At 63.6% G+C, this 20,642-nt stretch carries 24 protein-coding genes; 17 read left to right on the top strand and 7 right to left on the bottom strand.

Features of this window, described 5'->3' with window-relative positions:
- Positions 1-3: 3 nt before the first annotated feature.
- A complete protein-coding gene (locus AB2B41_RS08900; protein ID WP_367877424.1) occupies positions 4-939 on the bottom strand; it encodes an L-threonylcarbamoyladenylate synthase in 936 nt (311 codons plus the stop codon).
- A gap of 133 nt (positions 940-1,072) precedes the next feature.
- Here AB2B41_RS08900 and AB2B41_RS08895 point away from each other — a divergent pair, with 133 nt between their 5' ends.
- The 5 genes from AB2B41_RS08895 to AB2B41_RS08875 all read left to right on the top strand — a co-directional run bounded on the left by AB2B41_RS08895 (position 1,073) and on the right by AB2B41_RS08875 (position 5,178).
- Entirely contained in the window at positions 1,073-2,779 is a 1,707-nt protein-coding gene (locus AB2B41_RS08895) for an acyl-CoA dehydrogenase family protein (RefSeq protein ID WP_367877423.1), read from the top strand.
- Positions 2,779-3,831 (top strand): MBL fold metallo-hydrolase, encoded by a 1,053-nt coding sequence (locus AB2B41_RS08890; RefSeq protein ID WP_367877422.1) that lies wholly within the window; start codon positions 2,779-2,781, stop codon positions 3,829-3,831. Before AB2B41_RS08895 ends, AB2B41_RS08890 begins: the two co-directional genes overlap by 1 nt.
- A 6-nt stretch (positions 3,832-3,837) precedes the next feature.
- Positions 3,838-4,311, top strand: a complete 474-nt coding sequence (locus AB2B41_RS08885) for a DUF6173 family protein (RefSeq protein WP_367877421.1) — start codon at positions 3,838-3,840, stop codon at positions 4,309-4,311.
- Positions 4,312-4,399: 88 nt separating this feature from the next.
- Positions 4,400-4,534: an aa3-type cytochrome c oxidase subunit IV gene (locus tag AB2B41_RS08880; RefSeq protein ID WP_367877420.1), complete on the top strand. Its 135-nt coding sequence runs from the start codon at positions 4,400-4,402 to the stop codon at positions 4,532-4,534.
- 32 nt (positions 4,535-4,566) lie between these two features.
- Positions 4,567-5,178: a hypothetical protein gene (locus AB2B41_RS08875; RefSeq protein ID WP_367877419.1), complete on the top strand. Its 612-nt coding sequence runs from the start codon at positions 4,567-4,569 to the stop codon at positions 5,176-5,178.
- Here AB2B41_RS08875 and AB2B41_RS08870 read toward each other — a convergent pair.
- Together AB2B41_RS08870 and AB2B41_RS08865 are read right to left on the bottom strand one after the other, a co-directional pair.
- Positions 5,161-5,487 carry an AzlD domain-containing protein gene (locus AB2B41_RS08870; RefSeq protein WP_367877418.1) on the bottom strand — a complete coding sequence of 109 codons (327 nt, stop codon included), beginning with the start codon at positions 5,485-5,487 and terminating at the stop codon, positions 5,161-5,163. The genes AB2B41_RS08875 and AB2B41_RS08870 overlap by 18 nt on opposite strands.
- Positions 5,484-6,203 carry an AzlC family ABC transporter permease gene (locus AB2B41_RS08865; protein ID WP_367877417.1) on the bottom strand — a complete coding sequence of 240 codons (720 nt, stop codon included), beginning with the start codon at positions 6,201-6,203 and terminating at the stop codon, positions 5,484-5,486. The genes AB2B41_RS08870 and AB2B41_RS08865 overlap by 4 nt, the downstream gene beginning before the upstream one ends.
- A gap of 48 nt (positions 6,204-6,251) precedes the next feature.
- Here AB2B41_RS08865 and AB2B41_RS08860 point away from each other — a divergent pair, with 48 nt between their 5' ends.
- From AB2B41_RS08860 to AB2B41_RS08840, 5 genes are read left to right on the top strand one after another with little or no spacing between them, the layout of a single operon-like run.
- Positions 6,252-7,142, top strand: a complete 891-nt coding sequence (locus AB2B41_RS08860; RefSeq protein WP_367877524.1) for a formate dehydrogenase accessory sulfurtransferase FdhD — start codon at positions 6,252-6,254, stop codon at positions 7,140-7,142.
- On the top strand, positions 7,139-7,741 hold the full coding sequence (gene mobA / locus AB2B41_RS08855) for a molybdenum cofactor guanylyltransferase MobA (protein WP_367877416.1): 603 nt from the start codon (positions 7,139-7,141) through the stop codon (positions 7,739-7,741). Before AB2B41_RS08860 ends, mobA begins: the two co-directional genes overlap by 4 nt.
- Complete coding sequence (mobB, locus tag AB2B41_RS08850) at positions 7,738-8,229, top strand: molybdopterin-guanine dinucleotide biosynthesis protein B (protein ID WP_367877415.1); 492 nt, start codon at positions 7,738-7,740, stop codon at positions 8,227-8,229. Before mobA ends, mobB begins: the two co-directional genes overlap by 4 nt.
- On the top strand, positions 8,226-10,286 hold the full coding sequence (locus tag AB2B41_RS08845; RefSeq protein ID WP_367877414.1) for a molybdopterin-binding protein: 2,061 nt from the start codon (positions 8,226-8,228) through the stop codon (positions 10,284-10,286). Before mobB ends, AB2B41_RS08845 begins: the two co-directional genes overlap by 4 nt.
- Before the next feature lies 1 nt (position 10,287).
- A complete protein-coding gene (locus AB2B41_RS08840) occupies positions 10,288-10,839 on the top strand; it encodes a hypothetical protein (RefSeq protein ID WP_367877413.1) in 552 nt (183 codons plus the stop codon).
- A gap of 24 nt (positions 10,840-10,863) precedes the next feature.
- On the opposite strand, the gene AB2B41_RS08835 is transcribed toward AB2B41_RS08840, so the two are convergent.
- The 3 genes from AB2B41_RS08835 to AB2B41_RS08825 form a co-directional block, all read right to left on the bottom strand.
- Positions 10,864-11,922: a hypothetical protein gene (locus AB2B41_RS08835; protein ID WP_367877412.1), complete on the bottom strand. Its 1,059-nt coding sequence runs from the start codon at positions 11,920-11,922 to the stop codon at positions 10,864-10,866.
- 14 nt (positions 11,923-11,936) lie between these two features.
- On the bottom strand, positions 11,937-12,407 hold the full coding sequence (gene greA / locus AB2B41_RS08830) for a transcription elongation factor GreA (RefSeq protein ID WP_367877411.1): 471 nt from the start codon (positions 12,405-12,407) through the stop codon (positions 11,937-11,939).
- Between the two features lie 137 nt (positions 12,408-12,544).
- Positions 12,545-12,925 (bottom strand): VOC family protein, encoded by a 381-nt coding sequence (locus tag AB2B41_RS08825; RefSeq protein ID WP_367877410.1) that lies wholly within the window; start codon positions 12,923-12,925, stop codon positions 12,545-12,547.
- A gap of 75 nt (positions 12,926-13,000) precedes the next feature.
- Between AB2B41_RS08825 and soxR the strand changes: the two genes are divergently transcribed.
- From soxR to AB2B41_RS08800, 5 genes are all read left to right on the top strand, one after another.
- A complete protein-coding gene (gene soxR, locus AB2B41_RS08820; protein WP_367877409.1) occupies positions 13,001-13,456 on the top strand; it encodes a redox-sensitive transcriptional activator SoxR in 456 nt (151 codons plus the stop codon).
- A gap of 121 nt (positions 13,457-13,577) precedes the next feature.
- Positions 13,578-14,216 (top strand): DUF998 domain-containing protein, encoded by a 639-nt coding sequence (locus AB2B41_RS08815; RefSeq protein ID WP_367877408.1) that lies wholly within the window; start codon positions 13,578-13,580, stop codon positions 14,214-14,216.
- Positions 14,217-14,301: 85 nt separating this feature from the next.
- A complete protein-coding gene (locus tag AB2B41_RS08810; RefSeq protein WP_367877407.1) occupies positions 14,302-15,954 on the top strand; it encodes an electron transfer flavoprotein-ubiquinone oxidoreductase in 1,653 nt (550 codons plus the stop codon).
- A gap of 151 nt (positions 15,955-16,105) precedes the next feature.
- Positions 16,106-17,821, top strand: a complete 1,716-nt coding sequence (locus AB2B41_RS08805; protein ID WP_367877406.1) for a tetratricopeptide repeat protein — start codon at positions 16,106-16,108, stop codon at positions 17,819-17,821.
- Complete coding sequence (locus tag AB2B41_RS08800) at positions 17,811-18,617, top strand: 4-(cytidine 5'-diphospho)-2-C-methyl-D-erythritol kinase (protein ID WP_367877405.1); 807 nt, start codon at positions 17,811-17,813, stop codon at positions 18,615-18,617. The genes AB2B41_RS08805 and AB2B41_RS08800 overlap by 11 nt, the downstream gene beginning before the upstream one ends.
- On the opposite strand, the gene AB2B41_RS08795 is transcribed toward AB2B41_RS08800, so the two are convergent.
- Positions 18,610-19,608, bottom strand: a complete 999-nt coding sequence (locus AB2B41_RS08795) for a polyprenyl synthetase family protein (RefSeq protein ID WP_367877404.1) — start codon at positions 19,606-19,608, stop codon at positions 18,610-18,612. The genes AB2B41_RS08800 and AB2B41_RS08795 overlap by 8 nt on opposite strands.
- A gap of 68 nt (positions 19,609-19,676) precedes the next feature.
- Between AB2B41_RS08795 and AB2B41_RS08790 the strand changes: the two genes are divergently transcribed.
- The gene (locus AB2B41_RS08790; RefSeq protein ID WP_367877403.1) at positions 19,677-19,892 is read left to right on the top strand and encodes a putative signal transducing protein; all 216 of its coding nucleotides are present in this window, start codon (positions 19,677-19,679) and stop codon (positions 19,890-19,892) included.
- Positions 19,889-20,641, top strand: coding sequence for a tRNA1(Val) (adenine(37)-N6)-methyltransferase (locus AB2B41_RS08785; protein ID WP_367877402.1), 753 nt, complete (start codon positions 19,889-19,891; stop codon positions 20,639-20,641). Before AB2B41_RS08790 ends, AB2B41_RS08785 begins: the two co-directional genes overlap by 4 nt.
- Position 20,642 lies beyond the last annotated feature (1 nt).

The raw sequence follows: 20,642 nt of genomic DNA, 5'->3' as shown, positions 1-20,642 counted from the left end.
GCCTTAGCGCGGGGCGGCGGCGCGGCGCAGCCGGTCGTTGATCGCGCGGCCAAGGCCGGTCATGGGGACGGGGGCCACGGCAATGGGTTTTCTCATGGCATCGAGCCGGTGCAGATAGTCGAAGAGATGCGCTGCCGCCTCGACGAGATCACCAGAAGGCGAGAGGTTCAGATCGCCCGGGATGGCGCCGAAACCCAGCATCACCTCGCCCGGTTTTGCATGATCGGCATTCAGGCGGACCCGCGCGTCGGGTGCGTAATGGGACGAGAGTTGCCCCGGCGCTGAGATCTCCTCTGTCTCGGGTGCGGCCAGCGGCGCGCCAAGGGCGGTCTCGATCGCTTCTTGCGGCAGGCCGCCCGCCCGAAGCAGGACGGGTGCGGGACCGGCAAGGCCGACGATGGTGCTTTCCAGCCCGACCGAACAGGGGCCATCGTCGAGCACCGCCGCGATCCTGCCATCAAGCCCCGCAAGAACGTGGTCGGCGGTCGTCGGGCTGATCCGGCCCGAGGGATTGGCCGAAGGTGCAGCCACCGGGCCGCCGAACTGCCGCAAAAGCGCCCGTGCCGTATCATGGGCGGGCACCCGGATCGCCGCGGTGTCCAGCCCGGCGGTGACAAGCGAGGACAGGCCATGCCCTTCCTTCAGCGGCAGCACCAGCGTGAGCGGACCGGGCCAGAAGGCCGAGGCGAGTATTTCGGCCGAATCGGACCACACCACGAAGGCTTGCGCCGCTGCGCGGTCGGCGACATGGACGATCAGCGGATTGAAGCTTGGCCTGCCCTTGGCTTCGTAGACGCGGGCCACCGCCGCGCCGTTCCGCGCGTCCGCGCCGAGGCCATAGACTGTTTCTGTCGGGAAAGCGACCAGTGCACCCTCGGCCAAAAGCGTCGCCGCCTCGTTGAGACCGCCTGTTTCGGGCCTAAGTCTTTTCGTGCGCATGGTCCGGGACTCTCGTGACGCTGCGTTAGGGTTGCAGGTGGCAAAGCCCGCATTTCATGGTAATCCGCGCGTGCCCTTATCAGGGCCCCGTCCGGGTTGCCAAGCCAATCTGTGAATACCAGAGGAACCACACATGCCCTTTCACGCTGCCGTTGACGAGTACACTTTTCTGATCGAACACATCCTGGATGCCGAGGCACTGCGACAGACAGACAAGTTCGCCGAAGCGACCAGCGATCTGACCCAGGCGATTCTCTCCGAGGCGGGCAAGATGTGCGATGAGGTGCTGGCGCCTCTGCAGCGTGCCGGTGATCTGCACCCGGCCCGGCTTGAAAACGGTGTCGTGCGCACTTCGCCCGGTTTCGACGAGGGCTGGAAGGCCATCGCTGAAGGCGGCTGGATCGGCATTTCGGCCGACCCTGAGTACGGCGGCATGGGCCTGCCGATGCTTCTGACGAGTGCCGTGAACGAGATGATGTCGGGTGCCTGCCTGTCGCTGCAGCTCGCACCCCTGATGGGGCAGGGCCAGATCGAGGCGCTTGAGCATCATGCCAGCGAGGAAATCAAGGCACTTTATCTCCCCAAGCTGATTTCCGGCGAATGGACCGGCACCATGAACCTGACCGAGCCGCAGGCGGGTTCAGACGTGGGTGCCCTCAAGACCAAGGCGGAGCCCAACGGCGACGGCACCTACAGCATCACGGGGCAGAAGATCTATATCACCTGGGGCGATCACGACATGGCGGAGAACGTCTGCCACCTCGTGCTGGCCCGGCTTCCCGGTGCGCCCGAGGGGACGAAGGGCATCAGCCTCTTTCTGGTGCCGAAGTTCCTGCCCAAAGAGGACGGCTCGGTCGGCCCGCGCAACGGCGTCACCACCGTGAGCCTTGAGCACAAGATGGGGATCCATGGCTCCCCTACGGCGGTGCTGCAGTACGAGAACGCCAGAGGCTGGATGGTGGGCCCCGAACAGGGTGGCATGGCGGCAATGTTCACCATGATGAACAACGCCCGTCTTGGCGTCGGCTGCCAGGGCATCGGCGTGGCCGAGGCCGCCTTTCAGCACGCGATGGCCTACGCGCTTGAACGCAAGCAGGGGAAGTCGATCCACGGGTTCACCATCGCGGCCCATGCGGACGTCCGGCGGATGCTGATGGCGATGAAAGCGGATGTCTTCGCCGCACGCGCCATCGCGCTCAGCTGTGCAATGGCCATCGACATGGCGGAGGCGACGGGCGATGCCGGATGGGCCGCGCGCGCGGCGTTTCTGACACCCATCGCCAAGGCCTTCGGTACCGAGGTTGGCATACGCGTCGCCGATATCGGCATCCAGGTTCACGGCGGCATGGGGTTCGTCGAGGAGACGGGGGCCGCGCAATTCCTGCGCGACGTCCGCGTGACGGCGATCTACGAGGGCACCAATGGCATTCAGGCGATGGACCTTGTTGCGCGCAAGATGATGGACGGCGGCGAAATGGCGGGCCGCATGCTGGACGAGATCGAGGAAGGCGCCGAAGCCGCCCGCGCCGATCTGCCCGACATGGCCGAGGCCGTCTGGCAGGCAAGCGAGACCCTGCGCGAGACGACCGACTGGCTCACGTCGAAGGAGGATCTGACCGACCGTTTCGCGGGTGCTGTGCCTTATCTGCACGCCTTTGCCCGCGTGCTGGGCGCGCATTTCCATTTGCATGCGGCGATGGCCGACCGGGGTGGCCCGCGCGAAAAGCTGGCGCGGTTCTACATGAACCGGCTGCTCCCCGAGCACGCGTCGCTTCTTGAGACAGTGCGGATCGGTCAGGACGACCTTTATGCCATGGACCTCGACGAGTTGTCCGCCTGATGAACACGCAAGCACCAGCCGGTTTGCGCTATCCGTGGGACACGCCGCCTGCCCATGGCAGCGAGGTTATCGAAGTGGCCGATGGCGTGCTTTGGCTGCGCATGCCGCTGCCCATGAAGCTAGACCATGTGAACATCTACGCGCTCGACGAGGGCGACAGCTGGACGATCGTCGACACCGGTTTTGCGTCGAAGAAGTCCAAGGCGCTGTGGACGGAGGCGCTGGCGGGGCCGCTGGGCGGCAAGCCGGTGAGCCGTGTTGTGGTGACACACCACCACCCCGATCACGTCGGCCTCGCAGGCTGGTTCCAGACCGAGCACGGGGCGGAACTGGTCACCACGCGCACCGCCTGGCTGACCGCGCGGATGCTGACGCTGGATGAACAAGAGGTCGCGCCCGCCGAGACCCTCAGTTTCTATCGCCAGTCGGGGATGGACACCCATATCCTTGAGAAACGCAAGCAGGACCGGCCCTTCAATTTCGCAGATATCGTCGCCCCGTTGCCGCTGGGCTACACCCGGATCAAGCAGGGCGACACGATCACTATGGGCGGGCGCACCTGGGACATCCACATCGGCAACGGCCATGCGCCCGAACACGCCACCTTCTGGAGCCGGGATGACAACCTCGTCATCGCGGGCGATCAGATCCTGCCCTCGATCAGTCCCAACGTCGGTGTCTATCCGACCGAACCCATGGCCGATCCCATAGGCGAATGGCTGGAGGCCTGCGAACGCCTCGCCCCCCTCGCGCGCGTCGACCACCTTGTCTTGGGCGGGCACAAACTGCCCTTCACCGGCCTGCCCAAGCGGATGGAGCAGTTGATCGATAATCACCATGGAGCCTTGAAACGGCTTCTGGATTTCATCGAAACGCCCAAGGCTGCCTCGGAATGCTTCGCCCCCTTGTTCAAAAGAACGATAGGAGAAGCGGAATACGGACTGGCTCTGGTTGAAGCGGTGGCGCATCTGAGCCACCTTTACCAGACAGGCCATGCCACGCGCAGCTTGCGTGAGGCGGATGGCGCATGGATTTACCAGCGCAAGGGGTAAGGGCCCATGGACGACACGATCAGCACCGCTGCGGAAGCCATCGAGGCCGACGCCCTTCCGCGCCTTTACGAGGCCCATTGCAGCCCCGATGAGTCCAGCAACAAAGGCCCGAACGTGCCCGACTGTATCGCCCGGAAACCCGTCACCCAGAAAAGCCCCGCGCAATGGGCCTACGAGCGGACGGTGCTTTACCTCAGGAACTTCGAGGAACAGCTCGACAACGAACACGAGGTCGCCATGGGTTTTGTCGGTGGCAATGCGGGCGTGCTGCGGATCGAGGGGATGGGCTATTTCGACCCTGACATCGTCACGTTCTATGGCACAGACGCCGAGGGCGGGCGTACGCAGTTGGTCCAGCACGTCAGCCAGCTGAGCGTTATCTTCCGTGCGTTGCCCAAGGCCAGGCCGGGCAAGGCCCCGAACCGCATCGGCTTCCGGCTTGTCGAAGATCTTGAAAAGGCACAGGCCGCGACATCCTGACCGCTGCCTGCGGATGTGCTTTGACCGCGTGACAGCATTGTGCAAATAGGGTAGTTAGCCCGAAACCAAGACTCTGAGGGACATCAAAATGGCCGAACACGAACATGGCACCATGGACATCAAGACGCAGGAAAAGACCTTTGCGGGGTTCATGAGCTTTGTCACCAAGACGACGATCATCATCCTCGTCCTGCTGGTCCTGATGGCGATCTTCATCCGCTGAACAGCTTTGGTTCCGCGACGGGGGCGATCATCGTGAGAAAGCTCTTTGCTGCGCTTGTCGGTGTCGCCCTGATCGCGGGTTGCTCCGTCGACAACAGTCCCGACAGCCCGCCGCAGGCGGTTGCCGCCGCGGCCTATCGCTCGTCCGAACCGCCCAGCATCACCGTATTTACGATGGTGAACAACCGCACCGGCGCGGGCGGCCATTCCTCACTGATGATCAACGGCTCGCAGCGGGTTATCTTCGATCCGGCAGGCTCCTTCCGTCTGAGTCCCGTGATCGAACGCGGCGACGTTCTTTACGGCATCACGCCCGGCTGGTTGCAGGCCTACAAGTCCGCCCATGCGCGGGCGACATTCCACGTCGTTTCGCAGGAAATCCCGGTCACGGCGGAACAAGCCGAGATCGCGTTGCGTCTCGTCCAGAAGAACGGCCCGGTGCCCGGTGCCTTCTGCACCAACGCGACCACGGGCGTCTTGCAGAACGTGCCGGGCTTCGAGAACATCAAAAGCACCTTCTACCCCGTCAAGTTGATGGAGCAGATCGCGGAGCGTCCGGATGTAAAGACGACGAAGCTTTTCGAGGATGACGAGGGCCACATCATCGACGCGGTCCGCGCCGTGCGTCTAGCCCAGCAGCAGTAGCATCCCGTAAAGCGTCGCACCGCCAGCCAGCATCGCCGCCAGCACGTTTTTCGAGATGAGGCCCACCGCCAGCGTCACCGCCGCCGCGGCCATCCGTGCAGGGTCTGGCACGCCGTCCGTCGCTGCGGGCCAGAGCACCTGCGGCGCCACCAGCGCTGGCAGGACCGCAACCGCCGTGTAGCGCAGATGGCGCAGCAGCCATGCAGGCATCGGCCGGTCGCCCACGAACCCTGTGAAGGCAAAGCGCAACAGGAAGCTGCCCAATCCCAGCCCGATGATCACGCTCCAGAGGGTGGTCTTGTCGATCATGTCTCGGCCCCCTTGCGGCGCTCCAACCATAGTTCGACCTGCGCACCCGCGATCATGCCCGCCGCCCCCGCGATGATGATGCCGAGGGAATAGGGCACGCCCGCGGCCAGCAGGCTGACCACCACCGCGACAAAGGCCGCGGCCACATGGGCGAGGGTACGGAACATCGGCCCGATCATGGCCAGAAAGGTGATCGGGATCGCGAAATCGAGCGCCCAGCTTTCGGGGACTTGTGCGCCGAGAACCGCGCCCACGACCGTAAAGACATACCAGAGCGGCGCCACAGGCGTGACCGCACCAAGGAAATAGGCGACCCGCTGGGGTACGGTCATCGCCGGTTCCCGCTCGAACTTGCTGACCGCCACGATGTAGGACTGATCGACGGTCAGGTAGGCCGCCAGCGCCCGCTGCCAGAGCGGTGCGGAACCGATGTAAGGCGTGAGCGAGGCGGAATACATCGCCATGCGCAAATTCACCGCCAGCGCCGAGGCCAGCACGATGATCGTCGGTGCCTCATCCTGCATCAGTTGCAGGGCGGTGAATTGTGCGGCCCCCGCGATGACCACCAGCGAGAACACCAGCGCTTCGACCACGTTGAGCCCCGCCTCGACCGCCAGAAGCCCGAAGAGCGCGGCGAATGGAATGATCACCAGGATAAACGGCAAACCGTCAAGAACGCCCCGCACGTAGGCGGATTTCGGTGTGGAGGTGCGCATGGGAAATCCTTAGACTGCGAGGACACTCGTAACGGCATCGGCTGAGGGATACAATTGGCCCAGAACCCGGATATCAGCGACTATCTGATCGCGCCCGATCCTGCCGCGCCGCGGCTGACCCGAGCGGTCGAAGGTGTCGACCACGACGGGCAGCGGACCACCATCCGCGTGGTCGAGGAACGGCCCCTCACGATCTACCTCAACAGCCAGGAAATCGTCACCGCGATGACCATCGGAGATTATCCGGAGTTTCTTGCGCTCGGCTTCCTGCGGAACCAGCACATGCTGCGGGCTGACGATGAGATCACCGGGGTCGATTACGACGAGGAGCTTGAGGTCGTCGTCGTGCGGACCGCGCGGCAGACCGATTATGAGGACAAGCTGAGCCGCAAGACCCGCACCAGCGGCTGTGCCGTGGGCACTGTCTTTGGCGACATGATGGAGGGGCTGTCGGACGTCATCCTGCCGCACACCCCGGTGCGCACCTCGTCGCTCTATGCGCTGTCGGCCAAGATCAATCGCACGCCGTCGCTTTATCTCGAGGCGGGGGCGATCCACGGCACGGTGCTGTGCCAGGGCGACCGCCCGCTCGTCTACATGGAGGACGTGGGCCGCCATAACGCGGTGGACAAGATCGCGGGCTGGATGCTGTCGGAAGAGGTCCTGGCCGATGATAAGATCCTCTACACGACCGGACGGCTCACGTCGGAGATGGTGATCAAGACGGCGATGATGGGCATTCCGGTCCTTGCCTCGCGCTCCGGCTTTACCGCCTGGGGGGTGGAGATCGCGCAGCAGGTGGGGCTGACGCTGATCGGGCGGATGAAGGGCAGGCGCTTCGTCTGCCTGAGCGGAGAGGAACGGCTCATTCGCGATGCCGATCCGGCGGCTGTCGCCGATGAGCCCGCGCGTATAGGCCGCAAGGGGGGTGTGGCGTGAAACAGCCCTACGGTGTCATCCTTGCCGGAGGGCAGGCAACGCGGATGGGCGGTGGCGACAAGGGGCTTCTGTCGCTTGGGGGCCGCACGCTCCTTTCGCGCGTGATCGACCGGCTGGAGCCGCAGGTCGCGGGTCTGGCGCTCAACGCTAATGGCGATCCGGAGCGCTTTGCCGATGTCGGGCTGCCGGTGATCCCCGATAGCATCGACGGTTTCGCCGGACCCCTCGCAGGCGTTCTTGCCGGGCTCGACTGGGTGGCCGAGCAGGGGGGCGAGACCCTTGTGACCGCCGCCGCCGATACACCTTTCTTCCCCCGCGACCTCGTCCCGCAGCTTTTGCTGGCGAGTGAGGGCATGGAACACCCCCTTGTTCTGGCGGCGACCCCAGATGCCAAGCGCGGCACCGCGCGGCACCCGACCTTTGGCCTCTGGCCCGTGGCCCTGCGCGATGACCTGCGGCAGGCGCTTAAGGAAGGCCTGCGCAAGGTGATCCTCTGGACCGACAGGCACGGCGGGCGCGAGGCGCTCTTTCCGCAGGAGGCGGCCTTTTTCAACGTGAACACCCCCGAAGACCTCGCGCAGGCGGAGGCGATGCTGTGAGGATCTACGGTGTCGTCGGCTGGAAGAACGCGGGAAAGACAGGGCTCATGGAAAGGCTGGTATCCGAGATCACCGGACGCGGCATCACCGTCTCCACTGTGAAGCATGCGCACCACAGCTTTGACGTCGATCATCCCGGCAAGGACAGCTATCGCCACCGCGCGGCAGGAGCGTCCGAGGTGATCCTCGCCTCGCGCAGCCGGGTCGCACTGATGCAGGAGTTGCGCGGCGCGGATGAACCGGACCTCGCCACACTGCTCGCCCGCCTCAAACCCGTCGATCTGGTGCTGGTCGAAGGCTACAAGCGCGACGGGCATCCCAAGGTCGAGGCGCACCGGGCAGAAACCCGCAATCCGCTGATCGCGCCGGGCGATCCGACGGTGCGCGCGGTGGCAAGCGACGTGCCGCTCGACCTCGACCGCCCGGTTTTCGATCTGAACGACACGCGAGCGATAGCCGATTTCATCCTGGCGGAGGTGGGTCTGTGAGCGTTTTCGATACGATCGTCATGGTCGACTGGGCAGGCGGGAACGACCGTGGGCCGACGCCTAAGAAGGATGCGATCTGGGCCGCTGTGAACCACGACGGTGTTGCCGAAGAGCCTGCCTATCTGCGCAACAGGCAGGTTGCCGAAGAGTGGCTGAGCAACCTTCTCGAACAGGAAACCGCGCGCAAGCGGAGGGTGATGGTTGGTTTTGACTTCCCCTTCGGATACCCGGCCGGATTTGCCCACGCGCTCACCGGGTCGAACAATCCCATCGACCTCTGGCACTGGTTCGAGGAACGGATCGAGGATGCACCGGACCGCAACAACCGCTTCGAGCTGGCAGGCCAGATCAACCGTGCGCTCAGCCACGGCCATGGTCCCTTCTGGTTCTGCCCACCGGGCCAAGAGATCGAAGGCTTGCCTGCGACCAAGAACGGCTACCGGAACCCTTTCCCCGAGAGACGGCAAAGCGAAGCGCGGGCCAAGGGGGCTTTCACATGCTGGCAGATGGGCGGGGCAGGGGCCGTGGGCGGTCAGGTCTTTACCGGCCTGCCGGTGCTCGCGCGGCTCAGGCGGCAGTTCCACGCGGCGATCTGGCCCTTCGATGCGCTCGACCGGGAAGTGGCCTTTGTCGAGATTTGGCCATCGCTTACCGTCGGGACCGCTCCTGACGGGATGATCAAAGACGCCTGGCAGGTGACAGAGGTTGCCCGGCAGGTCGCGGCCCTGTCGCCCGAGCGGCTGGCCGCGATGCTGGACGTGACGGCCCCAGAGGAAGGCTGGATTTTCGGTCTCGGGTTCGAGCAGGAGCTTGCCGCGCCGCCCCTGCGGAACGATTGCTTTGCCCTGCCGCCCGGTGTCCATTGGACGCTCGTGGACGAGGCTTTGACCATGCTGCGCGACAGGCTGTCGCCGGTGACGGGCTTTGAAACGGTGCGGCTGGGCGCGGCGTTGGGCCGGATCGCCGCCGCCGATGTCCGGGCGCGCCGGTCCAATCCCGCGCTGCCCAATACCGCCGTGGACGGCTACGGCTTTGCCGGGGCGCGGGGCGAGGGCGTCCATGAATTGCCGCTCATGCCGGGACGCGCCGCAGCGGGAGATGCGCCCGGCGAGGTGCCCCAGGGCCATGCCATCCGCATTCTGACCGGCGCGGCGCTGCCCGCAGGGGTCGATACGGTCGTGCTGCAGGAGGATGTCGTGCGCGACGGCGAGCGCATCCGCTTTTCGGGCCCCGTCAGGCAGGCTGCCAACACCCGCAAGGCGGGCGAGGATGTGGCCGTCGGGGAAACGGTGGTGGCGGCAGGCCGCCGTATCACGCCCGCCGATCTGGCGCTGTTGTCCGCCACAGGCAGCGCCGACCTCGATGTGCGGCGACCGCTGAAGGTCGGGGTGCTCTCCACCGGCAGTGAGCTGGTCGAGGTGGGCGCGGTGGCGGCTGACGGTCAGGTCTACGACGCGAACCGCCCGATGCTGCTGGGGATGATCTCGCGCTTCGGGCACGAGGGCGTCGACCTGGGCCGTCTGCCCGATCACCGCGAGGCGATTGAACTGCGGCTGAACGAGGGCGCCCTTGCCTGCGATGTGATCCTGACCAGCGGCGGCGCATCGGCAGGGGACGAAGACCACGTTTCGGCGCTTCTGCAGGAGGCGGGGGCGATGTCGCTCTGGCGTATCGCGATCAAGCCCGGGCGTCCGCTGGCGCTGGGTCTGTGGCGGGGCAAGCCGGTCTTCGGCCTGCCGGGCAACCCGGTCGCGGCCATGGTCTGCACCCTGATCTTTGCGCGGCCGGCGATGGACCTGCTTGCCGGTGCCGACTGGTCCGTGCCCCAGGGCTTCGAAGTGCCCGCGGGTTTTTCCAAACGCAAGAAGGCGGGCCGCCGCGAATACCTGCGCGCGCGGATGCGGGACGGACGGGCAGAGGTCTTTGCCTCGGAAGGGTCTGGGCGGATCAGCGGGTTAAGCTGGGCGGAAGGGCTTGTGGAATTGCCGGATCAGGGGATGGAGGTGACGCCCGGAGACATGGTGCGCTTCATTCCTTTCGGCAGTTTCGGGGTTTGACATGAGCAATGGAACTAACAACCACAGCCCTTCCTACGGCTTCAAAACTCCGATGGACCTTCTTCTAAAGCTGGAACGTGAAATTGAGCAGTTCAGCGCGCCACCCCTTCCTGATGAAATCTTCAATAGCATGGTAACGGCACATTGCCTGAGGGATTGGACCAAGACTCACTACAAAAATAAGCCAAGTGTCGACCTGCTCGAAATCGCCGAAGAAGTAAGGCTCCCTCCGAATTGTGTGTCTTGGATAAGCGATTTAGAGGCAGCGGACCTAGGACAAGGAACACCCGAAGAACAGATTGCAATTTGCCTTTCTGATTGCCTGAATTTAGCTCGGGCGATAGCTAACGCAAGTAAGCACTATTATTGGCATAAAGATGTTCAATCAGTCTCCCAAGACCCATCCATCACCGATGCCTATCAATATTTCTTCACTAGTACCCGACCGGATGTCTATGTGACTATTGAGGGCAGGCATTACGGAGTCACACAGATTGCGTCAATTGTAGCGCAATTCTATCGAGGCTATCTCTCTGTTCTATCGAATGAATAGCTCCGCGCGATCGACGTTTGAAAACTAATCGAACGTCCCCGCACAGCGCCCCAGCAACATGAAGGCCCGCGAGGTGCGCGTATCCGCCATCGCGGAAATCTCGCTGTCGCTCGCGTTCTTCTCGAACTCGGCGAATGTCTTGTCGAAGCGGCGCAGGAAATGATGCGCGGCATCGCGAAAGATCGGATCCTGCTTCATCCGGGCGTTGGTCAGCGCCAGGGAGGAGCGGTCGCGGATGCCGCCAAGGGGCGCGATGGCCCGGCCGCGCGCGCCCTGTGCGAAGTGTCGCCAAACTTCGGGCCGCGCCCGGTCGGGACGCAGGTCGTCCATGTAGATGCCATCCTGGCTCATCAGCGTCAGCACATCTTGCGCGGCCTGCACCAGTTGCGAGGTGTTGCGGTCCTTCAAAGCACGGCGCAGCGCGGCGAACCCCACCTCGTCCTCCGCCGTTTCGGGGAAGTTCAGGGCGCGGATGAAATCCTCGTTCGACAACTGCGGGGCCATGTCGCTGGCCTGCGTGCCAAGCGCCAGCGCGGGCTGATTGTCGACGGGCTGCTGCACTGGCGCGAGGCGCTGGCGCGCATTTTCCTCCCGGCGCGACTGGAAGGTGGCAAGCGCCGTCTCGGTTTTGCGCGCTGTTGCCGCGATCTCGTCAAGCTTGCGGGTGACCGAGGTTTCGGGCCGCAGGTTTTGGCTTTGCTGCTGGTTGAGGTAGGACTGGCGCATCGCGTCGATCGCCGACTGCAGGCGTTGGCTTTCCTCGCGCATGACCCGGCTGGCCTTGGCCGCCGTCGCCGCCACCCAGATCATCGCCACGGGCATGAAAACGGCAAGCATGGTCATCAGGAATCGTAGGCTTTCCGCGCCGTCGCCCGCCGGGCTGTCATCGCGCAGGATCAGGAAGAAAAAGATCGCACCCAGAAGCCAGATCGCGCTGAGGACGATCGCGATAACCTCGATGCTTGTGATCGTCTCCTGCTTGGGCCGGTCGTAGATGCCAAGCGACGTCGGACGCGCGGGTGTGGCTGCCCCCTTGGAGCGGCTTTCGGTGACGTCTTGCGGGGACTGTGTCGTCTCAGCCATCTAGGCACTCCCGCTCAGGCGTAAACGATCTTGAGAACCTCATAGGCTTTGTCGCCCCCCGGCGTACGCACTTCGACGGAATCACCCTCTTCCTTGCCGATGAGAGCACGTGCAATGGGTGACTTGATGTTGAGTAAACCGTTCTCGATCCTGGCTTCGTATTCGCCGACGATCTGGTAGGTCTTCTCCTCGTCCGTATCCTCATCCACCAGCGTGACGGTTGCGCCGAACTTGATCGGACCCGACAGCTTGGAGGGATCAATCACCTCGGCAAGCGAAATCACGCCCTCCAGCTCCTTGATCCGGCCCTCGATGAAAGACTGTTTTTCCTTGGCGGAGTGATATTCGGCGTTCTCGGACAGATCCCCGTGCTCGCGCGCCTCGGCAATCGCCTTGATGATCGCCGGGCGATCCTCGGTCTTGAGTTGCTTGAGTTCCGCCTCGAGGGCGGCGTGCCCTGCGCGGGTCATCGGGAGCTTTTCCATGGGCCTTTGTCCACGTCATCTTGGCCGCGCACTGACACTCCGGTGCGCAGCCGTTTCTCTTCTCAGGTCAAAGGATACCTGACCCAATCCGGGGTGGAATTGCAAGGGGCCTTCGGGCACCCGGCAAACCCCGGCCGTCAGCCGTATTGGACAACCTCGTATTCGATGCCGTCGTGGTCATGGAAATAGAAGCGCCGTCCGGGTTCGTAGTCTGCGTGGTTGCCGGTCTTGAAACCGTGCGCCTTGATCGCGGTCTCGGCGGCGTCAAGGTCGTCGACCGTCACCGCGATATGGTTCAATCCGCCCACCGTGGTGTAATTCCCGCCGCTATTCGCATCGGGCTTGCCCGGTGTGTACAGCGCCACGTAGGCGTCATCGGTCCCGACGTGCACCGTGTGCCCGCCTGCAATGGCATCGCCCTGCCAGCGGATATGCCACCCGAAAAGCGTCTCCATCCAGGCGGCCGTCTTGGCCGGGTCCGAGACGGTGTAATTGGCGTGTTCCAGTTGCGCGGCCATGACAAATCTCCTGTATTGCATGTTCGATGAAGGCAGCGTAATTTCTAAACCTAACTTTAGGTCAAGGTATTTTTCATGGCAGTTTCAGAAGGTCTTTCCATCGGAGCGCTGGCGGATCGCACCGGTCTCGCCGTTTCGGCCATCCGCTATTACGAGGCCCAAGGGCTGATCAGGCCATGGCGGAACGCCGGCGGCCAGCGCCGGTTCGAACGCGCCGACCTGCGGCGGCTGAGCTTTGTCATGATCGCCCAGCAGTTCGGCTTTACCCTGCCGCAGATCAAGGCGCTTCTCGATCAATTGCCGGGAGGGCGTACGCCAACCAAGTCGGACTGGGCCAGCATCAGTGAGGGTTTTCGCGAGGCGTTGGATCAGCGGATCGAGACCCTGACCAGGCTGCGCGACAATCTCGACGGCTGCATCGGCTGCGGCTGCCTCAGCCTCGAGGCCTGCGCGCTTTACAACCCGACCGACCGCGCCGCGCAAAAGGGGCAGGGGCCACGCTACCTGATGGGGGACAGCCCCGAGAGCTGACGCATCCCGGTCCCGCAGCGCGCGTTTGCCTGAGGTATAGAGGTTTCGATCTGGCCAATCCGCGCTGGGAACAACACCAATGGTTGCAAGGTTGGGCTTTCAACCGACGAAAGGAAAGCCCATGCCGCATGCCGATCATCAATATCTCGCCCCCGGGTTCATGGCGACCCTCGTCTGGCTGACTGTTTTGGGCGCCATCGGTCTTGTCGGCGGGAATATCGTCGGTTCAATCGTGGTCCCCAACCACGACTTTGTCGCCGACACGGTCAGCGATCTTGCTGCCGGACGATACGAGATCATCCAGGACGTCTCGCTCTATGGTTTCGCCATCTCGCTTGTCGCGCTCGGCCTTGCCTCCGCACATGTCCACAACGGCGTGACCCGCTGGAGCCTCCTGACCTTCTGCCTCGTGCTGCTTGCGCTATGCGTCGTCATCATCGGCGCGCGTAACGAATACGGCGATGGGGACAACGAGGGCATCGTCATCCATATCTACATCGTCTACGTCCTCGGCATCCTGTTCACAGCCGTCTTTGCACTGATGGCGATGGAGGGTGGGCGGATCGCGTCCTTCATGAGACCGCTCTCCTGGATATGTCTCGCCCTTTGGGCGATCGCAGCGCCGATCTTCTTCATCCTGCCGACGGAATGGGACGGCATCTGGGAACGCGGCCTTGGCATCATCACGGTTGTCTGGACGCTCGGCTATGCCATTGCCTTGCGTCAATTCGCCCAAGAGCATCGGGACGAAACGCGCTAATTTTCACCCTACGTCCCGATTGCATTACGGCAATCGCTCGTTTAGCCAACGTGAAACGTATTTTTGCCCGGAGGGAATCCCAGCCATGGCCGATATCGAACGCGAAGCAATGGAATACGATGTGGTGATCGTGGGGGCGGGCCCCGCCGGTCTGTCTGCCGCCATTCGCCTCAAACAACTCGATCCCGATTGCAACGTCGTGGTGCTGGAAAAAGGCTCCGAAGTGGGCGCGCATATCCTCTCGGGCGCCGTGCTGGACCCCATCGGCATCGACCGCCTGATCCCCGACTGGAAGGAAAACGGCGCGCCGATCACTGTCCCGGTGAAAGAGGACAAATTCTACATGCTGGGCGAAAACGGCCAACTGCGCGTGCCAAACTTTCCCATGCCGCCGCTGATGAACAACCACGGCAACTACATCGTGTCGATGGGCAACGTCTGCCGCTGGATGGCCGAACAGGCCGAAGCGCTTGGCGTCGAAATCTTCCCCGGCATGGCCTGCTCGGAACTCGTCTACGGCGAGAACGGCGAGGTGAAGGGCGTTGTGGCGGGCGAATTCGGCATCAGCCCAGACGGCACCAAGGGCGACGGCTATGAGCCCGGCATGGAACTGCACAGCAAATACGTCTTCCTCTGCGAGGGCGTGCGCGGGTCGCTCTCTAAGCAGGTGATCGCGAAATACGAACTCGACAAGGGCAAGGAGCCGCAGAAATACGGCATCGGCATGAAGGAAATCTGGGAGATCGACCCGGCCAAGCACAAGGAAGGCTCCGTCACCCACACCATGGGCTGGCCGCTGGAAAAGAACGCAGGCGGCGGTTCCTTCATCTACCACCTCGACAACAACCAGGTCTACGTGGGCTTCGTTGTCCACCTTGGCTACAAGAACCCACATGTCTTCCCCTACATGGAATTCCAGCGCTTCAAGCATCACCCGATCGTCGCCGACCTGCTCGAAGGCGGCAAGCGGGTGGCCTATGGCGCGCGGGCGATTACCGAAGGCGGTTATCAGTCCATGCCCAAGATGACCGCGCCGGGCGTGGCGCTGCTCGGCTGTTCCGTCGGCATGGTGAACGTGCCGCGCATCAAGGGCAATCACAACGCCATGCTCTCGGGCATCGCAGCCGCCGAAGCGGCACATGCTGCGATCAAGGACGGCCGTTCCGGCGATGAACTGCCCGACTACGAAAAGGAGGTTCGCGAAGGGGCCATCGGCCGCGACCTCAAGAAGGTGCGCAACGTCAAGCCGCTGTGGTCCAAGTACGGCCTCACCGCGTCGCTCGCCATTGGTGGCTTCGACATGTGGTGCACCTCGATCTTCGGCGCGTCCCTGCTGGGCACCATGGGCCACGGCAAGTCCGATGCCGAGGCGACGGAGCCCGCTTCCAAGCACAAGGAAATCGCCTATCCCAAGCCCGACGGTAAGCTCAGCTTCGACCGCCTGACCAACGTGTCCTTCTCCTTCACCAACCACGAGGAAAGCCAGCCTGCGCATCTAAAGCTGACGGACCCGGATATCCCGGTGAAAGTGAACCTGCCGAAATACGCGGGCCCCTCGGCGCGCTATTGCCCGGCGGGCGTCTACGAATTCGTTCAGGAAGACGGCAAGGACCCGCGCTTTGTCATCAACTTCCAGAACTGCGTGCACTGCAAGACATGCGACATCAAGGACCCCAGCCAGAACATCACCTGGACCACGCCGCAGGGCGGGGACGGGCCGAACTATCCGAACATGTGACCCGTATCATCGGGAAAACGGCAAAGGCGGGGCTTGTCCCCGCCTTTTTTCTTGCGCGGGTGGCTCACAGCTTCGTCATGCGACATGCGCTCCCATTGCACTCGCAATAGGACCTGTTAGCCTTGCGCCAAAGCAATCGAGGCAGTCCAAGATGTTCAGAAATGTCCTTACCGGTGTGGCCGCGCTGCTGCTGAGCGGCGCTTTCGTCCCCCAGGCAAGCGCCCAATCCGTGGCCGGTGCCTACCTTGCCGCGCGCAATGCTGCGGTGAACAGCGATTATGCCGAAGCCGCCCGCTACTACGCCGAAGCGCTGGCGCGGGATCCCGGCAATGTTGAGCTGATCGAAAGCACGGTGCTCGCCCAGCTGTCCTTTGGCGATGTTGACAGGGCCATACCGCTGGCGCGTCAGTTGGAGGAAAAGAACCAGAACTCGCAGGTAGCCCGGATGGTTATCACCGCCGATCTTGCCCAGCGGGGCGAATTCCCGCCGCTTCTTGACCGCGCGCCCGATACCAGCGGCATTGGCCCCTGGGTGGATGGCCTCGTCAAGGCATGGGCGCACATGGGCGCAGGTGATGTGACCTCGGCCATGGCTGCCTTCGACGGGCTGTCACGAGAGGCGGGGATGCAGGGCTTCGTGATGTACCACAAGGCCCTCGCGCTGGCGAGCGTGGGGGATTTCGAAGGGGCCGAAGCGATCTTTGGCGGAGCACAGGCCGGTGCCATCGGCCAGACCCGGCGCGCCGTTATGGCCCATGCGGAGATCCTCGGACAACTCGGCCGGCACGACGAGGCGCTGACCGTGCTGCGCGCCAGCTTCGGTGAGGCAACTGATCCTGAACTGGATCGCCTGATCGCCGCGCTGGAGGCGAAGGAAGCCATCAAGTTCTCACACGTACGCGATGCCACTGCCGGAATTGCCGAGGTCTTCTTCACCTTCGCCGCCGTGCTCAAATCCGAGGCGGCGGGTGATTACTATGTCCTTCTGTATTCCCGCATTGCCCGGTTCCTGCGCCCTGATCACATCGACGCATTGCTGCTGACAGCGGACCTGCTGGAAAGCCTCGGCCAATACGACCTGGCGATAGAGGAGTACAAGGCCGTTCCGGCGGACGATCCGGCGTTCCACGTGGCCGAACTGGGCCGCGCCGAGGCGCTACGCCTTTCTGGCAAGGAGGCGCAGGCCGTCGAGGTCCTGGAGCATCTGACCCGCACCCATGGCGATCTTGCTGCGGTGCATTCCACCTTGGGCGATGTTTTGCGCAAACAGGAAGACTACACCCGCGCCATCGCCGCCTACGACCGTGCCATCGAATTGTCTTCAGAGACGACGCCCGCCCGCTGGGTGCTTTTCTACTCGCGCGGTATCGCCCACGAACGTTCGGGCAACGAGGAGGCGATGGAAGCAGATTTCCGCGCCGCGCTCGAGCTGAACCCCGAACAGCCGCAGGTGCTCAACTATCTGGGCTACTCCATGGTCGAGCAGAAGCGCAATCTCGACGAGGCGCTCGAGATGATCGAACGCGCGGTCGCGGCCAGCCCCAACAGCGGCTACATCGTGGATTCTCTGGGCTGGGTGCTCTACCGCCTTGGCCGCTACGAGGAAGCCGTGGTGCAGATGGAGCGCGCGGTCGAACTCCTCGCTGTCGATCCTGTGATCAACGATCACCTGGGTGACGTCTACTGGGCCGTGGGCCGCAAGCGAGAGGCGGAGTTCCAGTGGAGCCGCGCGCTGTCCTTCATTGATGAAGAGGACAACGACAGCGAGGCAGACCCGGCCCGCATCCGGCGCAAGCTGGAAGTGGGTCTCGACAAGGTGCTCGAGGAAGAAGGCGCGCCGCCCTTGAAGATCGCCAATGACATCTGAGGTCTTTGCCCCGGCAAAGATCAACCTCACCCTGCATGTGACGGGCCAACGGGCGGATGGATACCATCTGCTCGATTCGCTTGTTGTCTTTGCGGACATTGGCGACCGGCTCTGGTTCGCGCCCTCCGAAACCCTGTCGCTCACCGTGACGGGTCCCTTTTCCGGTGGCGTGCCCACCGACGACCGCAACCTCGTCTGGCAGGCTGCGGAGAAAGCGGGTCAGACAGCGGCCATTACGCTTGAAAAGAACCTGCCCCACGGCGCGGGCATCGGTGGCGGATCGTCGGATGCTGCTGCCGTCCTGCGCCATTTCGGGGTGAGCGACGGGCAAGGGGCGCTGGGCGCAGACGTCCCCGTCTGTCTCATCCCATCGGCCCAGCGGATGCGTGGGATCGGCGATGTGCTGGAGCCTGTGCCGAACCTGCCGACGCTGGAAGCGGTTCTCGTCAACCCGGGCGTTCACGTCCCGACACCCGAGGTGTTCAAGGCGCTCGACCGCCGGAACAACCCGCCGATGCCGGATCACCTGCCCGAGTTCCAGAGTGCAGGGGATTTCACCGCCTGGCTCGCTGGCCAGCGCAACGACCTGCAAACGGCAGCGGCTGCGCAGGCGCCCCAGATCGACGATGTTCTGAAGGCTCTGAACGCATGCCGGGGCCTGAAATTGGCCCGCATGTCCGGCTCCGGTGCCACAGTTTATGGTCTTTTTGAAGATCGCTCGGCAGCCGAAACCGCTGCAACCGCACTTGCTGACGCGCACCCTGACTGGTGGGTCCGCGCCTGCCGCCTCAGCTGATCCGGCTCACCACGTAATCGGCGATATCGAGAAGCATGCCCTTCACCTCGTGATCGGGCAACGGCGCCAGAGCGGCCTTCGCCTTCGCAGCCCACCCCAGCGCATCCTGCTGCGTGGCCGCCAAGGTCCGATGCTTGTCCAGCAATCCCAGCGCGTGCTCAAGATCGCCCTCTTCCTGACGACCCTTCTCGATGGTGCGCACCCAGAAGGCCCGCTCTTCGGCATCCGCCTTGGCCACCGCCTTGATCACCGGCAGCGTCAGCTTGCGTTCGCGGAAATCGTCACCGACATTCTTGCCCGTGGCCCCGCTTTCGCCCTGGTAATCCAGAAGATCATCCACGATCTGGAACGCGATCCCCAGCGCATCGCCATAGTCAAAGAGCGCCTGCACCGTCGCGTCATCCGCCCCGGCGATCACGCCGCCCACTTCCGTCGCAGCCGAGAACAACGCCGCCGTCTTGCCCCGCACCACCTGCAGATAGACGCCCTCATCCGTCGCCAGGTTCTGCGCCGCCGTCAGTTGCAGCACTTCGCCTTCGGCAATTGTCGCCGCCGCGTTCGACAGGATCCTCATCACCCGCATTGACCCAGGTTCGGTCATCAACTGGAAAGACCGCGCGAAAAGATAGTCGCCCACCAGCACGCTCGACTGGTTGTCCCACAGCAGGTTCGCCGTGGGCCGCCCTCGCCGTTGCTTGCTTTCGTCGACGACATCGTCATGCAAAAGCGTCGCGGTGTGAATGAACTCCACCGTCGCCGCCAGATGCACGTGATAGGGCCCCGCATAGCCCAGCATCCGCGCCGCCGCCAAGACCAGCATCGGACGCAGCCGCTTGCCGCCCGCGCCCACCAGATGCGCCGTCACCTCCGGGATACGCGGCGCATGTTCCGAGGCCATGCGCTCGGCGATCAGCGCGCTGACCTTCTCCATGTCGCCGCGCAGGTAGGCGGCCAGACGGTCATGGGGTTTCACGCTTGTTTCGATGTTCATCCGGACGACCTTAGCCCATAAATCCAATGAGGCTCGACAATCTGGCCATTCTGGCTCAAACCACCGATATGAAGGAACTCTTGCGCACAACGGACATGACGGTCATCGCCTTTGCCCAGGCCCTTCTTGCCGGTGAGGATATAGACTGCTTCGCGATGGACGTAAACATGAGCGCCCTCGAAGGCGGTATCGGTATTTTCCCGCGCCGCCTGATGGTGCACCCAGACGATCATGCGGCGGCCGAACGCGTGCTTCTGGAAAACAACATCGACCTGGGAATGTGAGCGCGTCCGCCGACAGCGACCTCACGCATGACGCCTTCCTCGGCGGCAGGCTGCACCTGTGGCAGCCCCGACAAGGCTACCGTGCCGGTATGGACGCGGTTCTGTTAAGTGCTTCCATTCCTGCGGAAAAAGGCCAACGCGTGCTGGAGCTGGGCTGCGGTGTGGGCACCGCGATCCTCTGTCTCGGGACGCGCTTGCCGGGGCTGACGCTCACCGGCGTGGAGCGCGATGCCGCCTTTGCGGCACTCGCGCGACGCAACGGGGGCGAGGCGCTAGAACTGGTCGAAGCCGACCTTTCCGACATGCCCCTGCATCTCCGCCAGCGACAATTTGATCACGTGCTCGCCAATCCGCCGTTTTATGACCGCGCTGCTTCCGTTGCGTCAGGCGAACCCTCGCGCGAGGCGGCGCATGGGGCGGACACGCCGCTACAAACCTGGGTCAGGACGGCGGCGCGCAGACTTGCACCAAAGGGTCAGGCGCATTTCATCCATCTGACCGAGCGCTTGCCTGACATCATCCGTGCCCTTCCGCACGAGATGGGATCGATCGAGGTGTTGCCGCTGACCGCCCGCCCAGGCCGCGCACCCGAGCGTATCATCCTGCGCGCCCGCAAGAACGGGCGCGGCGCCTTTCGCCTGCACGCGCCGCTGATACTGCATGAAGGTCCTGCCCATATCGAAGACGGCGACAGCTACGTCCCCGCAATCGCCGCTGTCTTGCGCGACGCGGCGCCGCTGCAATTCTAGG

The sequence above is a fragment of the Sulfitobacter sediminis genome, assembly GCF_040811725.1.
GTDB classification, from domain to species: Bacteria; Pseudomonadota; Alphaproteobacteria; order Rhodobacterales; family Rhodobacteraceae; genus Sulfitobacter; species Sulfitobacter sediminis.
This window is presented reverse-complemented; position numbering and strand designations above follow the sequence as displayed.

Excerpts from the sequence above, each read along its gene's own strand:
- AB2B41_RS08900 (WP_367877424.1), bottom strand. The coding sequence starts at position 939 with ATGCGCACGAAAAGACTTAGGCCCGAAACAGGCGGTCTCAACGAGGCG.
- AB2B41_RS08895 (WP_367877423.1), top strand. The coding sequence starts at position 1,073 with ATGCCCTTTCACGCTGCCGTTGACGAGTACACTTTTCTGATCGAACAC.
- AB2B41_RS08890 (WP_367877422.1), top strand. The coding sequence starts at position 2,779 with ATGAACACGCAAGCACCAGCCGGTTTGCGCTATCCGTGGGACACGCCG.
- AB2B41_RS08885 (WP_367877421.1), top strand. The coding sequence starts at position 3,838 with ATGGACGACACGATCAGCACCGCTGCGGAAGCCATCGAGGCCGACGCC.
- AB2B41_RS08880 (WP_367877420.1), top strand. The coding sequence starts at position 4,400 with ATGGCCGAACACGAACATGGCACCATGGACATCAAGACGCAGGAAAAG.
- AB2B41_RS08870 (WP_367877418.1), bottom strand. The coding sequence starts at position 5,487 with ATGATCGACAAGACCACCCTCTGGAGCGTGATCATCGGGCTGGGATTG.
- AB2B41_RS08865 (WP_367877417.1), bottom strand. The coding sequence starts at position 6,203 with ATGCGCACCTCCACACCGAAATCCGCCTACGTGCGGGGCGTTCTTGAC.
- AB2B41_RS08840 (WP_367877413.1), top strand. The coding sequence starts at position 10,288 with ATGAGCAATGGAACTAACAACCACAGCCCTTCCTACGGCTTCAAAACT.
- AB2B41_RS08835 (WP_367877412.1), bottom strand. The coding sequence starts at position 11,922 with ATGGCTGAGACGACACAGTCCCCGCAAGACGTCACCGAAAGCCGCTCC.
- greA (WP_367877411.1), bottom strand. The coding sequence starts at position 12,407 with ATGGAAAAGCTCCCGATGACCCGCGCAGGGCACGCCGCCCTCGAGGCG.
- AB2B41_RS08825 (WP_367877410.1), bottom strand. The coding sequence starts at position 12,925 with ATGGCCGCGCAACTGGAACACGCCAATTACACCGTCTCGGACCCGGCC.
- soxR (WP_367877409.1), top strand. The coding sequence starts at position 13,001 with ATGGCAGTTTCAGAAGGTCTTTCCATCGGAGCGCTGGCGGATCGCACC.
- AB2B41_RS08815 (WP_367877408.1), top strand. The coding sequence starts at position 13,578 with ATGCCGCATGCCGATCATCAATATCTCGCCCCCGGGTTCATGGCGACC.
- AB2B41_RS08810 (WP_367877407.1), top strand. The coding sequence starts at position 14,302 with ATGGCCGATATCGAACGCGAAGCAATGGAATACGATGTGGTGATCGTG.
- AB2B41_RS08805 (WP_367877406.1), top strand. The coding sequence starts at position 16,106 with ATGTTCAGAAATGTCCTTACCGGTGTGGCCGCGCTGCTGCTGAGCGGC.
- AB2B41_RS08800 (WP_367877405.1), top strand. The coding sequence starts at position 17,811 with ATGACATCTGAGGTCTTTGCCCCGGCAAAGATCAACCTCACCCTGCAT.
- AB2B41_RS08795 (WP_367877404.1), bottom strand. The coding sequence starts at position 19,608 with ATGAACATCGAAACAAGCGTGAAACCCCATGACCGTCTGGCCGCCTAC.
- AB2B41_RS08790 (WP_367877403.1), top strand. The coding sequence starts at position 19,677 with ATGAAGGAACTCTTGCGCACAACGGACATGACGGTCATCGCCTTTGCC.